We start from the raw sequence: 20,915 nt of genomic DNA, 5'->3' as shown, positions 1-20,915 counted from the left end.
GCATTGCCTGCATCGTCAAAATTATACCACACTATACACATGGATGCAAAAACAGACAAATCAGTGATGCTATTGTTCGTGTACCGTTTGCATCTGAATTGGTGTTCCTTCCAGACGATCAATGGAGGTCATATTCTTTTTCATATCAGGCACAAGAAGTAATAGCTGATAGATCACAAGCAGAACAAGAAGAGCTGTAATCAGCTTCAAAGCCCTTCTTTCCATTCGCTTGGATAAAACATAATATAGGCGCTCGTATCTGCGGGATGCATGGCGATTGTTCACAATCTGAACCTCCGTTTTTCCATTACATTGCCCACCATTGTCACTTTCTATCCCAGACAATCACCATCTCTATTTCGTTCGGTAATCTAATTGCCGTTCAAAACAAAACTTGATGATCTTTTGTCGTTCCGAATCTGTAATCTGCACAAACTTTAACATGCATAGCTGTCTGCCTGTTTCCAGTGTTTTGATCCGTACCACTTCAGCTTCAAAGTTCGCATGTTCAATCGCTGCATTCCGATAAGGAATAAGCAACCAGCATTTCAGCTTTTGTCCTTCCGCAATAGCAAAACTGGGTTCCCCATAAATGGACAATCCCCCGCCGCCAATATCTTCAGTCAAGCCCACGGCTCGGGTAAGATCTTCACCCTGAATGGCCATTTCAAGATTTGCATGAACACGCAGAAAACTGCGACGCTGGATTTTGGTGATATCGTCCGGCAAGGGCTTGCGAATTCGTACAAGCCGAACTACATCTTCTTCAAATCCAGTCACATACGTGTTGAAATAATGACGAACCCCGTCTTCCGTAATATAAGAAATGGACAATTCCTCACCAAAAAACAACCTTTTCAACCGACTGCTTCCCTGTTGCATCGGGACTTCGATCAGAAAACTATTTTCATCCACATCCGCTATGCGTGATTTATATTCTTTGCTTTCCTCTTTTTCATCTGCAGAGGCAATCTGGATGTATAAAACTTCATTTATTTTGGGAAACAAGCTGTTCACCGCCACCTTAGCTTTTTATCTTCGTATCGTATGTACAAGGACTATTATACCATGACCTTTCTCATATTGGACAACAAAAAACAGACCACTACGTGGTCTGTTCCATAATCTATTTACATTCTAACAGGCTGCCGGCTTCTTGATGTTATGTGGTCTCATTCACCGGTTTGATTTCCTCAACGGCTTCTTCCATACCTGTATCAGCGTTGATGTAAATTTTATATTTTGCACCATTGATGCGTCCACCGAATTCGTAACACAGAACTTCTTTGCTGTAATCATTCTTAATAAGTGATTTGCGAGCATAGCTCTCCTTGAATTCCGGATTCAGTTTTTTGCGGGCCTGTTCAACCGTGAGTGTGGCTTTTGGAATCTCCCGCTTTTTCTGATGTTCATATACAAAATCACTTGCCTGGAAGCCTGTAACATCCCCATTATCAAGGCCAACCCGAACAGACATTTTTTCTGGATAAATCAGTGTATCGCCTTGTTTGCGAACATAGGTCAGGTTACCGAGATTGCCAAACTCGTCATAATTGACTGCCTTCATATCTTTGTAACCCTTATTGGAAAGGAAATGATCTGCTTTTGACATGGCTTCTTTACGTGTTACTTTCTTCGTCCCGATTGGGCGAGTATCACTGTAAGAGATGAGCAGACCGCCATTACGTGTGAAGTCCATACTTAATTTACTGTCTTTGGACTGATCAATCGTGGCTGTGTACGATTCCCAGTCTGTACCTTTACCATTTTCCTGTATTTGAATCTTGCCGTGTTCAGCATCGGAAAACTTTGCAGCTTTAGTTTGGATCTGCTCTTTGGTCATCGGTAAGCCATCCAGCTTCTTCACCGAACGTTTGGCATAAATGCTGGAGACTGAAGGACCCCAGTCAAGTTCAGGATACTCCTGCACCTTTTTGTTCACTGTACGGAATCCATCCACGATGGTATTGTCCATCGTTTGCTCTTCCGTTGCCATAGCTGACTCGGCATCCATCCAGCGTAAACGGTCAGAAATGACTTTCTGCTGTACATCCTGCAGATTTTTAGTGATCTCGGATGAATTCGTATACAATTTTTTCAAGTTGCCCATTTCTTTTTCACTTAATGGTTCATTTGTCAGATCACGCATGGACGCCTGATAAGCAAAGTTGGAGATGCGGGAGAGAAACTCCTCCGTTTCACTGAAAGGCAGCATTGTAAGCGGCAATTGATTAATCTCATTCTGGGCTTCACTAGTGAGTCGCCATACGTTCATCAGACCTTTGCGATGCATCCCTTGGGACGTAGCATGGACTGCCAACGTGTTCCCAATCTCCGAGTGCAATTTGTCCATATGAAAAGATAAATCGTGAAAAGCACGCTGATATTGATTCTCTGCCTTGATCAGAATGGCATTTTTCTCCTGGTTCTCTTGGTATCCCCATACGAGAGCACCGATTAACAGAACTGCAAATATCGGAAACATAACTGAACTTAAACGTTTATACATCGGTAGAGTCTCCTTTCTTCTAAGCCACTACCTCTATTGTGGATCGAAGAAAGACCTCTTATGCATGCGATTTCCAGTCTGTCCAATGACGGGCTTATCACGCATGGTCTCAAACGTTCTATTTAATTCAATTGTACCCAGGTTGTGCCGCCATCTTCCTCAATTTCGAACTGATCTCGATTATCACACAAACACTGTTTAAAACCGGTCTCAATTCTTCCTCGTTCTTTCTTACCTCGCAGCGTAAAACGTTCTCCACATTGCTTGCATCTGATTTTAATTTTGATTCTCATCACGCTTATCCCCGTTTCTATTGGTCTTCCCCGGGAATTTTTATTTTATTGCAACAAAAAACACACCGGGGCATCAGGCGCAGGTTGCGCTCCATGTCCACCAGTGTGTCCGTATTTTTATAATTTAATCTCTTCCTCACGCTTCACAAAACGAAAAGGAGAACGATTGTTGGCCCTTGTAATCTTGCCCATCGCACCGTACCATAATCCCGCCATCAATGGCGCAATGAACCATAACCAATGATTCACCATGGTATTCATAATGACATCATAAAGCGCATGCCAGAAGAACGGTAAAACCAGTGAGAGCATAAGAAACCAACGTTTTTTCTTGCCATCCGAGAACTTGGCCCGCCCCATGTAATAACCCATAATTACTGCAAACATGGCGTGACCCGATACAGGAAGCAATGCACGAATGAACATAGCTGAGACGGAAGCATTCCCCGCAAAGGCATACAACACATTCTCAACCGTAGCAAACCCGAGTGAAACAGCAACGGAGTATAGAATCCCATCATAAGGCTCGTCAAATTCGGTATGGTTATAAATAATATGGTATATCACAAACCATTTGACGAACTCTTCAACCCCACCTGAAATCAGGATGGATTCAACATAAGGATTATCTCCAAGCCAGATCATCATGCCACGCTGAATAATCATCACAGGCAGTACCATCAGAATCCCCATGAGAAAGACTCGAAATACCATGTGAAGAGGTTCAGAGTCATAACGGTCTTTCAGATAAAAGTATGTTAACAAGGCGAGACCCGGAGCTACTGCTGCCGCTAGAACCGAAAACAAAAGCACCGAAATTCCCTCCTCTGACTAAAGACGCGATTACAACTAGAGCTTACTCCTGACGCTTGAAGTGGGTGCAAATAACCTCAACCGCTTGTTCAGGCATAACAACCTTTCCGTACTCTTCCATGACGGCAGGGGTAACGGAAGATCCTTCACCGAATTCAGCAAGCAATGCAATCAATGCTGCATGTTTGGTCGAATCCAAGTCATCCGGTTCAAAATGCAAAAACCATTTGTCTTTATAGGAATAAAGTCTTCCAGCATCCGTTACGTGCTGATGCAACATATGTGCAGCCTCAATCAGCACTTCAAAATCTTTGAATGCATAGACGATGGAATCGCTTTGCTCAAGTGTAACTTCCATCTCATATACTTCTTCAGGCAAATCATCCTCATTACCTGAACCATATTGTTGCGGATCATATTTCCCCCGGGTGACAATGACAACCATCCCTTGAGCGGGAAGTGCGAATACTTCGACAGCAAGTGGACCTGTAGCATCAAATCCAAGTTCGGAATAGGCCTGGTCCATCATTTCAGTGAACAGTTCATGAACTTTAGGTATTTCCTGCCACATATCATCTTTTTGTATTCCGCGCTCGCTCAGATCGTCAAAGGTCAGGAAAATCCGTATCTTATCGTGACTTAATCGTTCTATTTTCATACAGGATCTCCCCTTTATAAGCAAGTCTTATAACAGATTATGAAGCACAAAACAATATGTGCTGAAAATAAATCTATGTAGTTATGTTATCATTTTATACCTGCAAATGCACGAAGTAAAATCGACAAAAAAAGAATCATTCCACATCAAAACAGGACTGTGGATGATTCTAATGGGAGGTTTGTGTTTATAAACCCGGTACTGTTGTGTTTGTTTGAGTTAAAATTTGCTCAACTTCATGTTTAACATCCGGATTGGTGCGAATAAAATCTTTGAGCATGTTCATGTTCTCTTCTTTTTCCTGCGGAGTGATCGGCTTTGCACTTTTTTTATGCGTGCTTTTGTGGGAATCTCCGCTCTGTTCGTTTGGCTTGGAGCTGAATCCGTCCATGCCTGGGAACGTCATCTCCATCATTTTGTGTTTGGCCTGATTCATCATGTTGCGGGATGAACCGGAAGACAGCATTGACATTTTACCTTTGGACAGCCAAGAACTGGCTGCTACGCCAATTACAACACCCCAGAAAAAGGATGACGCCTTCATTACACCAACCTCCTTTTAATGTTAAAATCACAACTAGTGTTTGCGGGAGTGCCTCATCTCATTCCGCATAAATACAGGAAAGCGAGTTGAAAGCATGATTAGACACACCACCGCCTTAATTATGATCGCATGCATGCTGTTGTCAGCTTGTGGAACCAAGGTCGAAACAACACCTGAATCCACAAAGTCCAGCAATGAATCGGTTACTTCAACGCAGGAGCAGCAGAACGAGCCAACTTCCACTGGGACAAGCGAAAAGCAAACCACGGATTCCCCGTCCTCAACGGACTCGGACTCGAATACGGATCAAGCATCACCTAGTAATGACGAAACATCTTTGACAGAAAAAGAAGGAACTGATAATGCTCCCGATTCACAAGTAGCCGAAGTTAATATTGAAAAAACGTATCACATGAACGCCAATTACTACATCAAACCCAACGATAAAACGAACGAAAGCAAGGTTGTATTGTTAACATTTGATGATGGGCCCAAAGAAGAAAAAATGATAAACGGATTAATCGACACCTTGGATAAACATGACGCGAAAGCAATATTTTTTGTTAACGGATACCGAGTGAAAAGTCATCCCGAGTTGCTCAAGATCATTCATGAACGTGATCAAGTTGTAGGAAATCATGCGTGGGACCATGAGGATCTGAAAAAAATGTCCACTACGGCAGCTTCCAAACAAGTCACCGATGTGCAAAAGATTGTGAAAGAAACGATTGGCGTGGAACCCCAGTTCTTCCGTCCGCCGTTCGGTTCTGGAAATGATGCATTAAAGGTTACAGTCAAGAAAAACGGAATGTTATATATGACATGGTCCAATGGCTCACTGGATTGGGATAAGAGTACCAAAAATAAACCGGATAAAGTCATCCAGAATGTGCTGGATCAATTAAATCCCGGCAGTAATATTTTGATGCATGAGTTGCCATGGACGGTTGAAGCGTTGGATGAGTTGTTAACCAAACTTGAACAGAAAGGTTACACTTTTGTCGATCCTCGCTCCATTGAACTGGAAGCCCGCTAAGCTTCGATTATTTGCCCGGCATTCGGCTTAATATCAATAATTGATGAGTTGGAATTGACATGAAGGAACTTACAAAGTTATAACAAACAGCCTTGGTCCTATGCGGATCAAGGCTGTTTGTTTGAGAGCATTCGCAAAGTAATGATATGCATTTCTGCGGGACAACAAAGTCTGAACGGCAAATGATTTGTTCCGTATCCTTTGCTAACCAGCATTTTACCTTCTTGCTCGGTATCATTACCATCCTTTTTCAAAGAGAACCACCCTCTAGACACAGAGCGGTACGCTTTGTTAAGAAAGACGGGGCCAAAGACCGGAAATACTAGTTGTCCACCGTGAGTGTGACCACTCAATATCAGATCAACAGGTCCATTCAAGTGAAGAGCCTCTAGGGGATCGTGCACGATGGCAATCTTGCATTCTTTGGAGTCCAATTCTGCAAGCAGCGAATCCCCTCGCTGTGAACGATAATCAACTCCGACCAGACACAGTTTGCTTCTGCCTTTACGAAGGTAAGTGGTAGAATCCTGTAAGAGTTGAACGCCCGTATCTCGGAATATACGTTCGAGATGCACAGTTCCTGCTCTTTTATCATGGTTCCCATAGACTGTAAAAACAGGGGCAATATAAGACAACAAGCTCATATTATGTCTGACAATGGGCCATGAAATTCCTTTTTCCGCCACATCTCCCCCAATAATAACCCAGTCCACCTGATTGCGAAGATGTTCCAGATCATTCTTTTTCAGCTTGCGTTTATGGATATCAGATAAATACAGGATTTTGCTGCCATCAAAAGAAGAGGGCAAATTCGGAACTTCAACCTCTTCTGAAACGATGTGATGAAGATGCGCCTCACGCCACATATGAACCAGCAAGGCAATCCCGGCCAAAATAACGGCAACGAACCATGCCAGTATTACCATGGCCATGGAAGGAAAGTATCCAAAGAAGGCGCTCCTTTTATCCCCCACCAAACCAGACTAATTGTAAGCAAAACAAATATAAATATGAGCGAGTTAACAAATCGCTTACTGAGACGTAAACGGCGAGATGGATGAAGCTCAGTCCGCGTAGGAAGTGTTCCCGCTTCGGAAACGGATTCTTCTTCCGATGGCTTTTCTGCTTTGTTGGCACGTGCTGGTGCCCGCCGGGGAAGAACCGGACTTTCCAGCGATGATGTATAAGACTTGCGTTGTGATCTTGGTATGGAGACCGAGGTAATTGGTGTGAGTCCTCCCACCTCAGAGGCAGCAGCTGGTTCAACAACCAGATTTACTTGAGAAGCTTCAGGCCGCTCAGATGTCTCTGTCTTATCCGAGTGACGATGGCGCTGACTGCCGTATGTCTTCATTCTACTTAATTGCTGATTCATGATCCCCTCCGAAAACGTATCGCTAATCCAGACACCAAATCAATAATAAAATGACATAGTATAGGCGCCCATAATGTGCCGGATTGCATATAAATCCAACCCAATCCATAGCTCGAAACAAATACCCAACCAGTTGGAATCCAGTGCCGCAAATAGCGTATATGGATAACCGCAAATAAAATACTTGTCCAGTAAGGACCTAAAGCATGTTGTATGGCTCCACGAAATAACAATTCTTCACAAACAGCAACGATGGCTGCTATGCATACAATGTGCCAGATTGGACGCTTGCGGAACAGCATCTCGTTAATGCCGCCATCATCCATGCTTTCTTGAGGAATAACATAAGAAAGAACCAAGTCCATAACAAGCATAATGCCAGCAAGACCAAGCCCCCACCAAATAAACTGGTAACTATCAGGCCACGCAAGTACATCAAAAAGATTTCTCTTCTGCAATAAAATCCATACAACCCCAATGATCAAAGTTAACCCTTGTGTAAAGTATAGATTGATCAGAAGCAAACGCTCGGTAAGCTGCTGTGGTTCAGCCTTCTGAATCTTGAACTTGGGAAACTTTAATTTTTTCATCGCCTGTGTCTGTCCTCTTGACTTATATTTGATGGATAACAAATTCGTTGTCCAATCGGATAGTATACTAAATGATAGCCAAAAAACCAAATAGGTTCAAGGCCTGCCCCAAGTCCCGGTTTTTCAGCGAAGCCATATCCATTGAATTAGTTCATTAATGTGTTAAAATCCGATTCACAAAACAGCTTGTAATCGAGCTATTTCGAACGATCAAGGAAGTCAATTTTTTATATCTATACGCCTTCTCCTCAACTGAAGAAAATCACATTAGTAAATCGAATTAAAACATTTAAGCCTATTGACATGCTCATGTCAGCCATGATACATTATGAAAAAATTAGTCACGTTAAACACGATGATGGAAAAAAGACGTTGCTTTGTCTTACAGAGAGCCGATGGATGGTGTAAATCGGTGGCAGGCAGATGATCTTGAGCGCTCCTGAGTTATTGCATTGAAATTGGAGTAGGTGCAATCGGTTTAGACCCGTTATCCTCTTCGGTCTTCATTGACCGCTAAGACTGTCGTTGCGAAACGGCGGTGAATTAGGGTGGTACCACGACAACTCTCGTCCCTTATTGCGCAAGCAGTATGTGGATTGAGAGTTTTTTGATTTATTTTAGAGTACAGACGTGGGAATCGCCCTATTTGCTACACCCTCCTCCTCTGCTGCGACACCGCGTTGTTGGAAGGAAGAATTTCAATGGTTTTAAGGAATGCCTCTTTCGTGAGGTGAGACCTTGACGATATAGATACACATACCTAAGGAGGAAGAAACCATGTACAAAGTGTTAGTGTCGGACCCCATTAGTGATCTGGGAATCCAGCAACTGGTGGATGCAAATGATGTTGTAGTTGAGAAGAAAACAGGTCTTAGCGAAGATGAGCTTGTTGCAATTATCGGCAATTATGATGCCCTTCTAGTTCGAAGTCAGACTCGTGTAACGGATCGTATTATGACAGCAGGTACAAACCTTAAAGTCATCGGACGTGCTGGCGTAGGTGTAGATAACATTGATTTGGAAGCTGCTACCCAACGCGGTATCATTGTTATTAACGCCCCTGACGGTAACACGATTACGACATGTGAGCATACATTTGCCATGATGATGGCACTGGCACGACATATTCCTCAGGCATATGCCAAAACCATTCAAGGTACTTGGGATCGTAAAACCTTCCTTGGTGTGGAGTTAAGAAATAAAACGCTGGGTGTGCTCGGTATGGGACGGATCGGTAGCGAAGTAGCTAAACGTGCCAAAGCATTCGGAATGGATATTCTAGCTTATGACCCGTTCCTCACTCAAGATCGCGCAGAGAAACTTCAGGTTAAGCTGGCTAGTGTGGATGACATCATTCGCAATGCCGACTTCATGACCGTTCACACACCATTAACACCTGAGACACGCCATATGATTTCCCGCCCACAATTTGAAGTGATGAAAAAAGGTATGCGTATTATCAACTGTGCCCGTGGCGGAGTCGTTGATGAAATGGCACTTGTAGAAGCAATTGATGAAGGTATCGTTGCTGGTGCAGCATTCGACGTATTCGAGAGCGAACCACCGGCTGCTGATCACCCGTTCCTGAATCACCCTAGCATTATTGTGACGCCTCATCTTGGTGCATCGACAGTAGAAGCACAAGAAAATGTAGCGATCGACGTATCCGAGCAAGTCCTGCATATTCTGCGCAATGAACCGTTCAAAAACGCAGTTAACATGCCTGCAGTAGCCCCAACTGTAATGAACAAACTGCAACCGTACTTTAAACTGGGTGAAACACTGGGTAGCTTTGCAGCTCAGATCACTCAAAATGCGGTTCAGGAAATTCGGATCGACTACGCTGGAGATCTGTCGGAAGTGGATACTTCTCCTTTGACTCGTTACATTGTAAAAGGTATTCTGGCAAGACATTTAGGCGGAGAAGCCAATATTGTCAACTCCATGCATTTAGCTAAAGTGCGGGATCTCAACGTAGTGGTTAGCCAAACATCGGCCACTAAAGGATTTACAAATCTGATTACCGTCACACTCGTGACGACTCAGGATGCCGAGGAGCGTCGTGTTGCGGGCACACTGCTTGCAGGTTATGGAGAGCGGATCGTGCGTCTGGACAAATTCCCAGTGGATATCGCTCCAGAAAGTCACCAAATTCTGATTTCGCATAATGATAAACCGGGTATTATCGGACGTGTTGGAACTTTACTTGGAGAGAACGAAGTTAACATCGCCTCCATGCAGGTCGGACGTAAAATCATTGGTGGGGCAGCTATCATGATTCTGACTGTAGATAAGGAAGTTCCAAAAGATGTGCTTGTACAGCTTGCAGCTCTTCAGGAAATCAATACAGCCGTTGAAATTGTATTGAATTAACTGACGGACTAATCAATTATAAGACAAAAAGAGGCGAACCTTTATCAGGTTCGTCTCTTTTTATAAACTCAAAATTCCTTTTGACTAGCGTAATTCATGCATTAAGCTAATTGAATAATGTTTAATGTAGCGCCTGGTGGAGAGAGGACAGCTGTACCAACAAGCCCAAATAATTGGAACTGGATTGTTGATCCAGCAGTTACCGTCACAATAAAGTCAGACTGCAACTGACTGAGGGAAAGTAATGGTGAAACTACACTCGCCGGAATTGCTGTTCCGTTAAGTAAAATACGGGATTGAATAGCAAGTGCAGCTGTAAGATTTATTTTGTAAGAGATATAGTAACGCCCTGCATTGGCAAGAGTGAAGGTGTCATTCGTTCCATTAATGGTTATGCCAGTGCCAATATTTTGGTTATTTGGCAGTGGAATTAGTGTTCCACCCAAAATAACAACGATGGTTCCACTTGTGTTCTCACCGTAAGCCGAGTTAGATGTTACAGAAGTTCCTGTGGCTCCGGTTGCACCCGTTGCACCTGTACCCCCGGTGACTCCTGTCACGCCTGTTGCTCCTGTGACGCTCACTCCAGTGGCACCCGTTGCTCCAGTAGCTCCAGTAACTCCTGTCGATCCTGTGCTTCCAGTTACACTGGCTCCTGTTGCTCCGGTAGCTCCAGTAACTCCAGTTGCGCCCGTGCCTCCGGTTACACTAACCCCTGTTGCCCCGGTAACCCCAGTTGTTCCGCTTGCTCCCGTAGTCCCTGTAATTCCCGTCACACCTGTGGCTCCGGTGATTCCAATTGCAACGCCCGTTGCACCCGTTATTCCGGTAGCTCCTGTTGATCCAGTGACACCGACTCCGGTTGCACCTGTTAATCCCGTAACCCCGGTGGCCCCAGTTATTCCTGTTGCTCCAGTGACTCCCGTTACTCCGGTGGCCCCTGTTGCACCAGTGACTCCGATTCCTGTTGCACCCGTTACTCCAGTGAGACCGACTCCTGTGGCACCTGTTATTCCTGTAACCCCGGTGCTTCCAGTTATTCCCGTTGCTCCAGTGACTCCCGTTATTCCGGTGGCTCCCGTTGCTCCAGTGACACCCACTCCGGTTGCACCCGTTAATCCCGTAACCCCGGTGGCCCCAGTTATTCCTGTTGCTCCAGTGACTCCCGTTACTCCGGTGGCCCCTGTTGCTCCAGTGACTCCAGTGCTTCCAGTTATTCCCGTTGCTCCCGTTATTCCGGTGGCTCCCGTTGCTCCAGTGACACCCACTCCGGTTGCACCTGTTAATCCCGTAACCCCGGTGGCCCCAGTTATTCCTGTTGCTCCAGTGACTCCCGTTACTCCGGTGGCCCCTGTTGCACCAGTGACTCCGATTCCTGTTGCACCCGTTACTCCAGTGAGACCGACTCCTGTGGCACCTGTTATTCCTGTAACCCCGGTGCTTCCAGTTATTCCCGTTGCTCCAGTGACTCCCGTTATTCCGGTGGCTCCCGTTGCTCCAGTGACACCCACTCCGGTTGCACCCGTTAATCCCGTAACCCCGGTGGCCCCAGTTATTCCTGTTGCTCCAGTGACTCCCGTTACTCCGGTGGCCCCTGTTGCACCAGTGACTCCGATTCCTGTTGCACCCGTTACTCCAGTGAGACCGACTCCTGTGGCACCCGTTAATCCCGTAACCCCGGTGGCCCCAGTTATTCCTGTTGCTCCAGTGACTCCCGTTATTCCGGTGGCCCCTGTTGCTCCAGTGACACTAACACCCGTGGCACCGGTGACGCCGGTAACCCCAGTGACTCCCGTTACACCCGTATCACCTGTCGCTCCGGTACTTCCCGTTACACTGACACCCGTGGCTCCAGTTACACCCGCTGCTCCTGTATCGCCGGTAACGCCGGTAGCTCCGGTTACACCCGTATCACCCGTGGCTCCGGTACTTCCCGTTACACTGACACCCGTGGCTCCAGTTACACCCGCTGCTCCTGTATCGCCGGTAACGCCAGTGACACCCGTTACACCCGTATCGCCTGTCGCTCCAGTACTTCCCGTTATACTGACACCCGTGGCTCCTGTTACACCCGCAGCTCCTGTATCGCCAGTGACGCCGGTAACTCCTGTGTCTCCGGTGGCTCCGTTACTTCCAGTTATACCAACTCCGGTTGCCCCTGTCGCACCCGTGGCTCCCGCGCCAGCCAACAACGTATAATCCGGGGACGTTCCTGGTGTTCCTGTTGGCGATGCCACATTTGCAATATACGTACTGCCGTCAAACGTCACCACCTGACCGGCTGGATACGTTGGCGCTACTGCTGGATCGAATGGGACGACGCCAGTCAGGCCTGCACCTGTGGCTCCTGTTGCACCGGTATCTCCGGTACTTCCAGTTACACCGACTCCGGTTGCCCCTGTCGCACCCGTGGCTCCAGCGCCAGCCAACAACGTGTAATCCGGGGACGTGCCTGGGGTGCCTGTTGGCGATGCCACATTTGCAATATACGTGCTGCCATCAAACGTCACCACTTGACCCGCTGGGTATGTTGGCGCTACTGCTGGATCGAATGGAACAACGCCCGTCAAGCCTGCGCCTGTAGCTCCCGTTACACCGGTATCTCCCGTTGCGCCCGTTACACCAACTCCGGTTGCCCCTGTCGCACCCGTGGCTCCCGCGCCAGCCAACAATGTGTAATCCGGAGACGTTCCTGGAGTGCCTGTTGGTGATGCCACATTTGCAATATACGTGCTGCCATCAAACGTCACCACTTGACCCGCTGGATACGTTGGCGCTACTGCTGGGTCGAATGGAACAACGCCAGTCAAACCTGCACCCGTGGCTCCCGTTGTACCGGTATCTCCGGTTGCGCCGGTTAGACCAACTCCGGTTGCCCCTGTTGCACCCGTGGCTCCTGCACCAGCCAACAACGTGTAATCCGGGGATGTTCCTGGGGTACCTGTTGGTGATGCCACATTTGCAATATACGTGCTGCCATCAAACGTAACGACTTGACCCGCTGGATACGTTGGTGCTACCGCTGGGTCGAATGGGACGACGCCCGTCAGGCCTGCACCTGTGGCTCCCGTTGCACCGGTATCTCCTGTTGCGCCCGTTACACCAACTCCCGTTGCCCCTGTAGCACCCGTGGCTCCCGCGCCAGCCAACAACGTATAATCCGGGGATGTGCCTGGTGTTCCCGTTGGTGATGCGACATTCGCAATATACGTACTGCCGTCAAACGTCACCACTTGACCGGCTGGATACGTTGGTGCTACCGCCGGATCGAACGGTACAATCCCACTCAAACCTACTCCAGTTGCTCCTGTTACACCCGTTGGCCCTGTAGGGCCTGCGCCTGCAATCAATGTATAGTCAGGGGATGTACCTGGCGTTCCCGTTGGCGATGCCACATTTGTAATGTACGTACTGCCGTTAAATGTCACGACTTGACCCGCCGGATACGTTGGTGCTACTGCTGGGTCAAATGGAACTGCTCCATTCAAGCCCACGCCTGTTGCTCCGGTTGCACCTGTAGCACCTGCACCTGCAAGCAAGGTGTAGTCTGGTGAAGTTCCCGGCGTTCCCCTTGGCGACGCGACATTGGCAATGTACGTACTGCCGTCAAATGTAACCACCTGTCCTACCGGATACGTTGGCGCTACCACCGGATCAAACGGTACAATCCCACTCAAACCTACTCCAGTCGCTCCCGTTACACCCGTAGGCCCTGTTGGTCCTGCGCCTGCAATCAACGTATAATCCGGTGATGTTCCCGGCGTTCCCGTTGGCGATGCCACATTTGTAATATAGGTGCTTCCATCGAAAGTTACGACTTGACCGGCCGGGTATGTTGGTGCCACTGCTGGGTCAAACGGAACTGCTCCATTCAAGCCCACGCCAGTTGCTCCGGTTGCACCGGTGGCTCCTGCGCCAGCAAGCAATGTGTAGTCTGGTGATGTACCTGGGGTTCCAGTTGGTGAAGCTACATTAGTAATATAGGTACTACCGTCAAATGTCACTATTTGACCCGCTGGATAGGTTGGTGCTACCGCTGGATCAAACGGTAATATTCCACTTAAACCTACTCCTGTGGCTCCCGTAGCCCCAGTAGGTCCTGCACCTGCCAAGAGTGTATAGTCCGGTGAAGTACCGGGAGTTCCCGTTGGCGATGCCACATTTGTAATATAAGTGCTGCCGTCAAATGTTACGACCTGACCCGCTGGATACGTAGGTGCTACTGCGGGATCAAACGGAACAGAACCACCGAGTCCCACTCCTGTTGCCCCAGTGGCCCCAGTAGCTCCGGCCGATGCCAGCAAAGTATAATCCGGTGAACTACCCGGTGTTCCCGTTGGCGATGCCACATTAGTAATATAGGTACTACCGCCAAATGTTACAATTTGTCCTGCCGGATAACCTGGTGCGAGCGCCGGATCGAATGGAATAGAGCCTGTTAAGCCTGCCCCTGTTGCTCCAGTCGTTCCGCCTGACAAAAACAACGTGTAGTCTGGAGAACTTCCCGGTACTCCGGTGGGACCATTCACGTTAACAACATAAAGACTGCCGTTATACGAAACAACTTGACCTTGCACATAGCCAGGTGCCTGAGCGGGATCAAAAACGGAAATATCATTCAGTCCAACCCCCGGAAGCCCCTGCGGACCTGGTACGCCTTGGGGCCCTAGAGGACCTACCGGACCTACTGGTCCTACTGGTCCAACTGAGCCTCCTGGCCCGGCTGGACCTGGCACTCCGGGAACACCCGGAACCCCTGGAACTCCCGGGGGACCTGGAGGACCTGGAGGACCTGGAGTTCCCGATGTTCCAAATGAACTGGTAGCGCGACTCAATGATACGGATATAGATCGAATCAAACCGACCAATTTATCTTTTTCCGCAGGCGGAACTTCCAGAAGCAACGTTACACTTAATAAATCATCAAGCAAATTTTGCAAGTTGCCAGCCAAATTGATAACGGCTACAGGTACAACTTCAGAACCTGCTATAGTTAGTTCCAGAACGGATTGTAACTCAGCTTTCACCCCAGCTCGAAAACCAGAGGTATTAACAAAGGTGAGCAAACTCCGTAAACTGTTTTGCAATGCGAGAATATTAGACGCTGTAGGCTGACTGACAGCTGCAGGAATAGTCACTGCCAGTACTTTCAAAATGGACTCAAACTGCTCCACTTCACTCGATGTTATTGGAATAAACGGTGATCCCGCTCGAAATGATCTTCCTTCTAAGAAAGCTTTAATATTCACCCTTTTTCTTTCATCAGACATGCCTAATCCACTCCTCCTTTTATTTCTTCGCTTTTCAAGCTTATGTTTCATAAGAGGCAAAATTATCTTGGACACATTTTTTGATGCAAAAAAGAGTGAACATACTGTTCCACGTTGAACAAGATTAAACGGTACTGTTCAACAAAAAAGCACCCTCAGCATGAGGATGCTTTCGCACTTTTTGTATGAAATCAGGCTATTTCGAAGAATCCACAGGAAATTGTAAAATAAACTCTGTACCTTCGCCAAGTACACTATTAACGATAATGGTACCGTGATGGGCATCCACAATATTTTTCACAATTGCGAGTCCCAGTCCTGTACCGACACTTTCACCCCGAACGCGAGCCTTATCTGCTTTGTAGAATCGTTCAAAGATGAATGGCAAATCAGAAGACGGAATGCCTACGCCCTCATCTTTTACAGTCACTTTAGCTACAGGTGTCCGGATATCCGTTAACAGCTCTGCCGATATGACAACATTTTTGCCTGAGGGAGTATGCCGAAACGCATTATCCAGCAAATTTGTAAATACCTGTTCAAGCCGATCCTCATCAGCCTGGTGAAGTTCAATGGAAGACTGCTTGCACTCAAACCGAAGATGGATATCCTGTTCTTTGGAACGTACCGAGAACTTTCTATATACTCGCTCCAATAGTTCAACCAGATCCACTTCCTTCACGGCCATATCCGTATGACCCGCTTCCATTCGCGCAAGATCAAGCAGATCTTTAACCAACCTGCCCATACGTAAAGACTCATCATGAATCACTTGAATTAATTCTTCACTTTCTTCTGGAGAAGCCGCCATTCCATCCAAAAGAGCTTCACTATACCCTTGCATCATGGATAGCGGAGTACGTATTTCATGAGATACGTTGGCGACAAAATCACGGCGCATCTTCTCCAATCGTACTTCCTCCGTTACGTCACGAAGCACAGCAACAGCACCCCGTACGACACTATCTGCGTATAAAGGCGCCATCTGAACAGACCAGACACCCTGCTGCACATGCACATTAGAGTTCTGATCGCCGCCTTGCTCCATCACCATTTTGAACAAAGGAACGAGTGGTTCCGGCACCTCTCGTGAAGAACTCACAGCATTCTCCGAATCCTGTCCCTCGCCCATTTGTGCCCAGTCCAAATCACACCAAGCCTGCATGATTTTCTCTCCAGGGGGATTTGTCAAAATAACTTTCCCCTCACCATCGAATGTCACTACGGCATCAGTCATGCTTCGGAGCACGCTCGCCAGATGTTCTTTTTCATGGTTAAGGTTGCGAATGTTATCTTCCAGCTGTGCAGCCATATGGTTAAATGTATTACCTAATTCTCCAATCTCATCGCTCGTTACAAGGGAGAGACGCGTACCGTAATTTCCTTTCCGAATCGCATTGGCTGCCTGAATTAACTGCTGCATCGGCTGCGTAATTTTCGTGAAAAGAAACAGCGCAAAAAAGGTCGTCAAGCTGAAACCGATAATACAAACATACGTGAACAAACGTTTGATATCTCTCGACTCAGACTCCGCAAAATTCGTATCAATATACGGCAGCAAAAAAAGACCCAATGCTATGAGTACACAGCCCACAAGGCAAATAATCGTAATCCATAACTTCCCGACAAGCGATCTCCAGAAACTAAAACTACTTCGGTACTTCCAGTTTATAACCCACACCCCACACCGTCGTAATCATCGCCGCTGATTCTGGCGAAACCTTGTTTAACTTCTCGCGAAGACGCTTCACATGCGTATCAACAGTACGAAGATCACCAAAGAATTCATAGTTCCATACATCCTTCAGCAGCTCTTCTCTGGAGAAAACTTTATCTGGAGATGTCGCGAGATAATGCAACAGTTCATATTCTTTCGGTGTTAGACTGATCTCTTCCCCACCTGCGGTCACGCGGTGAGCATCATGTTCGATGACCAAATGAGGAAATACGATATTGTTGCTTGAATTACTCTCCTTGGACAGATACGCTGTCGCAGAAGAACGACGCAGAATCGCCTTCACCCGGTAAATCACTTCACGTGGACTGAACGGTTTAACGACATAGTCATCTGCTCCAACTTCAAAGCCCTGAACGCGGTTAATTTCTTCGCCTTTTGCAGTAAGCATCAAAACCGGAGTTGATTTTACCTGACGCAAACGGGTACATACTTCAACGCCGTCCATGCCCGGCAACATCACATCAAGCAAAATCAGACCATAGTCACCTGCAGTTGCTTTTCGCAACGCAGTTTCCCCATCCTCTGCTTCATCGATTTCATAACCTTCTTTTTCGAGATACATTTTCAAAAGCCGTCGGATTCTTTCCTCGTCATCCACGACGAGTATACGGTTCTCATGTTCAGCCATTCCACTCCAGCCCCTTTGCAATAACTCCTCATCACTTCTATTATGTTCGATCTGGCGAACAATATTTGAATGCCCCATTGGACGTAGGGGCTCACGTATGTGTTTCATGGATTTCTCTCGGGAACTTTACGAAACTACCTATCCTAGTCTGCCCCTGCGTAAGAATGCAACCCGGCAATGATCAAATTCACACCAACGAGCGTAAACATAACGACCAAAAACCCAAGTACTGCAAGCCATGCAGACTTGCGGCCCTGCCAGCCTCTGGACAAACGCAAATGCAGGTACACACTATAATATAACCATGTTATCAAAGCCCACACCTCTTTGGGGTCCCATCCCCAGAAGCGGCTCCAGGCAATCTGGGCCCAGATCATAGCGAAAATTAATGCTCCCAATGTAAATATAGGAAATCCGATAGCAATTGCCCGATAACTAATCTCATCGAGATCATCGGCATCAATGCCATCCAGCATCGGTTGCAGAGCTTGTCCAAGCGGTCTTCTTACAATTAAACGAATAAGTCCATATAAGATCAACCCTACAATCAAAGACCAGACTACCGTATTCAGTTTACGTCCAGCATTAACTCCGTTCATCCAGGAAGGTGTCTCAAGCAATGGTTCCTTCATGCCAAGAAACGGTTTTATGCTCTCCACTTCGCTATTATAAGGCGCAAAAATAGGAGGCATGCGATAAATCACTTTCTCTATTGTACTATTTCCCTGTACCTCTGTGTCAATGCTAGCGATTTTCTGAACAAAAACCGCCTCATATCCGGATGCACGGAAAGCAAATACCGACCCGATAAACCCAACGACAACGACGATAGTGATTAATGTAAACTCAACCCACCCGCGCTGGCGTCTGGATGACTTATCCTTGCCACTGAAATCGACTGTGCGTAACAAGTACATGAATCCCGCCGCAAAGCCTACGGCGAAGAATGCCTCGCCAAGAGCTGCCAACGTCACGTGGATCTTGAGCCATATCGATTGTAAAGCAGGGATCAGCGGCTGTACTTCCTGAGGAAATACGGCTGCATATGCCATAATAATGATGGTTAGTGGCAATGCAAACAGTCCCAGCAACGATTTGCGATATATGGCGTAAACTACAATAAATGCCACCATAATCATCATGGAAAGAAAACTCATAAACTCATACATATTACTTACTGGTATATGGCCTGCTCCAGCCCAACGTGTACCAAAGAAGATGAGATGTGCAGCTAGTGCAACAGTTGATGCAATAAAGGCTCGTTTCCCCCATCGTTCTACATGAGCTTGCGGGTCACGATTACTCCATTTCTTTCCCATGACGGCAACGCCATATAACATAAATGCAGCACAATATAGAAAAAAAGATACGATAAATGCGTCGCTGCTGAAATCCAATAAACTCATGTTTGGTTCCCCCCGTTATCCAACGACTTCTCATCCACTTCCACATTCATATGTTTTAACACAGCTGCAATCTCACGCCTAAATCCAAACCAGTTTTTATTCGTATGGCCGCCTAGGGTGAGCTGTCCATCATCAATACGAATCCAAATACGTCGGTGGTGCCAGTAAAAGCCCATAACCAGACCCAACATAACGATTCCTGCACCAACCCATACAAAAGGCATGGCCTTATCAATACGGATATTGAGGTAACTCACGGATTGAATGATGTCCACCTTATCCATGCTATCAACCTCTAGCTGCAAAGGAATTTCTCCTCCATTCAACTGTTTGTTAATTGCGTCCTGTTGAAAACGTTGTTTATCTATCTGCTTCGCAAAATACAAATACTGCATTCCCGCTTCAGGTAAATGGGGTCCCTTGATGTTAAATAGAAAGGCAGGCGCATTCGGTGAAGGGGATTTTGATTTGGGTTCTCCATTTTCATCCAGCCCAAAATCCATATATTTTTCTTTAACACTCAGACTATAGGGTCCAGCTTCAAACGTTCGCTGCGTATCCACCATAGCAATTTGGATTGCTCCATACTTCTCACCCGTCTGGGCATTGACCAAATCAGGCGTTACCGAACGAATCGTTGGTGTCAGATCATAATCAAATTGATATGCTTTTAATCCGTGGTAATTCAATGGATGGTTCACTCGAACATCATGTCGGTCCACCTCGGTCAATTGAGGTTTTTTCGAAGGATCCGAGCAATCTGCCGTACATTCGTACAATACCACTTTGGTTTCAAATAGTTTTGGAACGGTTTTGTTCAAATTACGGAACTGTTCTGGAACCTCACCTTCATTGTAAAATTCAACATTAAACTGTTCATTCTTCAAATACATGGAGGTATTCGGTATTTTTTTGATTTCCCCTTGGGGAAAAGCAACATGCTCATCCAGATTCAGCCCGGGAAGTCCTCGAGCAAGTACTGCGAGCAGGAAGATAATCAATCCGATATGGATAACATATGGCCCCCAGCGACTGAATCGATGTTTCTCAGCCAGCAATGCAGTACCCTCGGTATGCACGCGATAACCTTTCTTTTTAAGCGGCGTAACCGCTTTCTTAATCCAGTCTTCTGATGCCTCAGCTATGGAACCTTGGTACACCAGTCGCTGGCGTGTAAGAAACTGCATGTGTTTGCGTATTTTCTGTTTATTCAGCGCTTTGTATAGTGGAAGTACCCGGTCAAGACTGCATATGACCAGTGAGGCACCGATCAGCACCAGTAACAAAATAAACCACCAGGATTCGTATGTATGGGACAGACCCAGCAGATAATAGATATGACCCAACTGACCGTATGTGTCCTTGTAATATACGGATGGATCAATATTTAGAAATGTACTTTCTTGTGGATAGATTGTGCCCAGCATGGAACCTACAAGTGTAAACACAATCATGTAAACAGCAATTTTGACCGATGAGAAAAAGTTCCATATGCGGTCAATGATTTTGGGATTTATACGCTGCGAACGACGCGCCATGCCATCATAACGCATTTCCAATACTTCATCCGATTTGACCTCGGCCTCCAGCAGCGGTTTGCCACAAGCTTCACACAGCACAGTGCCCACCGGATTCTGGTGTCCGCACTCACATTTCGTATTTTGGAACACGACTAGACCTCC

General features: G+C 46.6%; 16 protein-coding genes and 1 other annotated feature. Of the genes, 2 read left to right on the top strand and 14 right to left on the bottom strand.

The window, feature by feature from the left end; all coding sequences use genetic code 11:
- Positions 1-69: 69 nt before the first annotated feature.
- From gpAD87_RS05960 to gpAD87_RS05935, 6 genes are all read right to left on the bottom strand, one after another.
- On the bottom strand, positions 70-285 hold the full coding sequence (locus tag gpAD87_RS05960; protein WP_064636832.1) for a hypothetical protein: 216 nt from the start codon (positions 283-285) through the stop codon (positions 70-72).
- A 69-nt stretch (positions 286-354) separates the two neighbouring features.
- Complete coding sequence (locus tag gpAD87_RS05955) at positions 355-1,008, bottom strand: flagellar brake protein (RefSeq protein ID WP_063566749.1); 654 nt, start codon at positions 1,006-1,008, stop codon at positions 355-357.
- Positions 1,009-1,162: 154 nt separating this feature from the next.
- On the bottom strand, positions 1,163-2,509 hold the full coding sequence (ypeB, locus tag gpAD87_RS05950; RefSeq protein WP_064636830.1) for a germination protein YpeB: 1,347 nt from the start codon (positions 2,507-2,509) through the stop codon (positions 1,163-1,165).
- Between the two features lie 410 nt (positions 2,510-2,919).
- Positions 2,920-3,615: a glutamic-type intramembrane protease PrsW gene (gene prsW, locus gpAD87_RS05945; protein WP_063566747.1), complete on the bottom strand. Its 696-nt coding sequence runs from the start codon at positions 3,613-3,615 to the stop codon at positions 2,920-2,922.
- 43 nt (positions 3,616-3,658) lie between these two features.
- A complete protein-coding gene (locus tag gpAD87_RS05940; RefSeq protein WP_063566746.1) occupies positions 3,659-4,273 on the bottom strand; it encodes a genetic competence negative regulator in 615 nt (204 codons plus the stop codon).
- A 187-nt stretch (positions 4,274-4,460) separates the two neighbouring features.
- Positions 4,461-4,817 (bottom strand): hypothetical protein, encoded by a 357-nt coding sequence (locus gpAD87_RS05935; protein WP_053780665.1) that lies wholly within the window; start codon positions 4,815-4,817, stop codon positions 4,461-4,463.
- A gap of 121 nt (positions 4,818-4,938) precedes the next feature.
- On the opposite strand from gpAD87_RS05935, the gene gpAD87_RS05930 reads away from it, so the two are divergent.
- Complete coding sequence (locus gpAD87_RS05930) at positions 4,939-5,853, top strand: polysaccharide deacetylase family protein (RefSeq protein WP_442950710.1); 915 nt, start codon at positions 4,939-4,941, stop codon at positions 5,851-5,853.
- Positions 5,854-5,960: 107 nt separating this feature from the next.
- Here gpAD87_RS05930 and gpAD87_RS05925 read toward each other — a convergent pair whose 3' ends face one another.
- From gpAD87_RS05925 to gpAD87_RS05915, 3 genes are read right to left on the bottom strand one after another with little or no spacing between them, the layout of a single operon-like run.
- The gene (locus gpAD87_RS05925) at positions 5,961-6,785 is read right to left on the bottom strand and encodes a metallophosphoesterase (RefSeq protein WP_082935012.1); all 825 of its coding nucleotides are present in this window, start codon (positions 6,783-6,785) and stop codon (positions 5,961-5,963) included.
- Complete coding sequence (locus gpAD87_RS05920; RefSeq protein ID WP_063566744.1) at positions 6,773-7,228, bottom strand: hypothetical protein; 456 nt, start codon at positions 7,226-7,228, stop codon at positions 6,773-6,775. Before gpAD87_RS05920 ends, gpAD87_RS05925 begins: the two co-directional genes overlap by 13 nt.
- Positions 7,225-7,818 (bottom strand): CPBP family intramembrane glutamic endopeptidase, encoded by a 594-nt coding sequence (locus gpAD87_RS05915; protein WP_064636826.1) that lies wholly within the window; start codon positions 7,816-7,818, stop codon positions 7,225-7,227. The genes gpAD87_RS05920 and gpAD87_RS05915 overlap by 4 nt, the downstream gene beginning before the upstream one ends.
- A gap of 346 nt (positions 7,819-8,164) precedes the next feature.
- Positions 8,165-8,395: a binding site (T-box leader), on the top strand.
- Between the two features lie 200 nt (positions 8,396-8,595).
- Here gpAD87_RS05915 and serA point away from each other — a divergent pair.
- Entirely contained in the window at positions 8,596-10,191 is a 1,596-nt protein-coding gene (gene serA, locus gpAD87_RS05910) for a phosphoglycerate dehydrogenase (protein WP_064636824.1), read from the top strand.
- 101 nt (positions 10,192-10,292) lie between these two features.
- Here serA and gpAD87_RS05905 read toward each other — a convergent pair whose 3' ends face one another.
- The 5 genes from gpAD87_RS05905 to resB form a co-directional block, all read right to left on the bottom strand.
- Complete coding sequence (locus gpAD87_RS05905; protein WP_064636823.1) at positions 10,293-15,461, bottom strand: BclA C-terminal domain-containing protein; 5,169 nt, start codon at positions 15,459-15,461, stop codon at positions 10,293-10,295.
- Between the two features lie 196 nt (positions 15,462-15,657).
- Positions 15,658-17,055, bottom strand: a complete 1,398-nt coding sequence (locus tag gpAD87_RS05900) for an ATP-binding protein (RefSeq protein WP_269453493.1) — start codon at positions 17,053-17,055, stop codon at positions 15,658-15,660.
- A gap of 55 nt (positions 17,056-17,110) precedes the next feature.
- Positions 17,111-17,827: a response regulator transcription factor gene (locus gpAD87_RS05895; RefSeq protein ID WP_017687664.1), complete on the bottom strand. Its 717-nt coding sequence runs from the start codon at positions 17,825-17,827 to the stop codon at positions 17,111-17,113.
- Between the two features lie 143 nt (positions 17,828-17,970).
- The gene (gene ccsA, locus gpAD87_RS05890) at positions 17,971-19,233 is read right to left on the bottom strand and encodes a cytochrome c biogenesis protein CcsA (protein ID WP_064636822.1); all 1,263 of its coding nucleotides are present in this window, start codon (positions 19,231-19,233) and stop codon (positions 17,971-17,973) included.
- Complete coding sequence (gene resB, locus gpAD87_RS05885; protein WP_064636821.1) at positions 19,230-20,903, bottom strand: cytochrome c biogenesis protein ResB; 1,674 nt, start codon at positions 20,901-20,903, stop codon at positions 19,230-19,232. The genes ccsA and resB overlap by 4 nt, the downstream gene beginning before the upstream one ends.
- Positions 20,904-20,915 lie beyond the last annotated feature (12 nt).

The sequence above is a fragment of the Paenibacillus sp. AD87 genome, from assembly GCF_001659845.1.
Classification (GTDB): domain Bacteria; phylum Bacillota; class Bacilli; order Paenibacillales; family Paenibacillaceae; genus Paenibacillus; species Paenibacillus marchantiae.
This window is presented reverse-complemented; position numbering and strand designations above follow the sequence as displayed.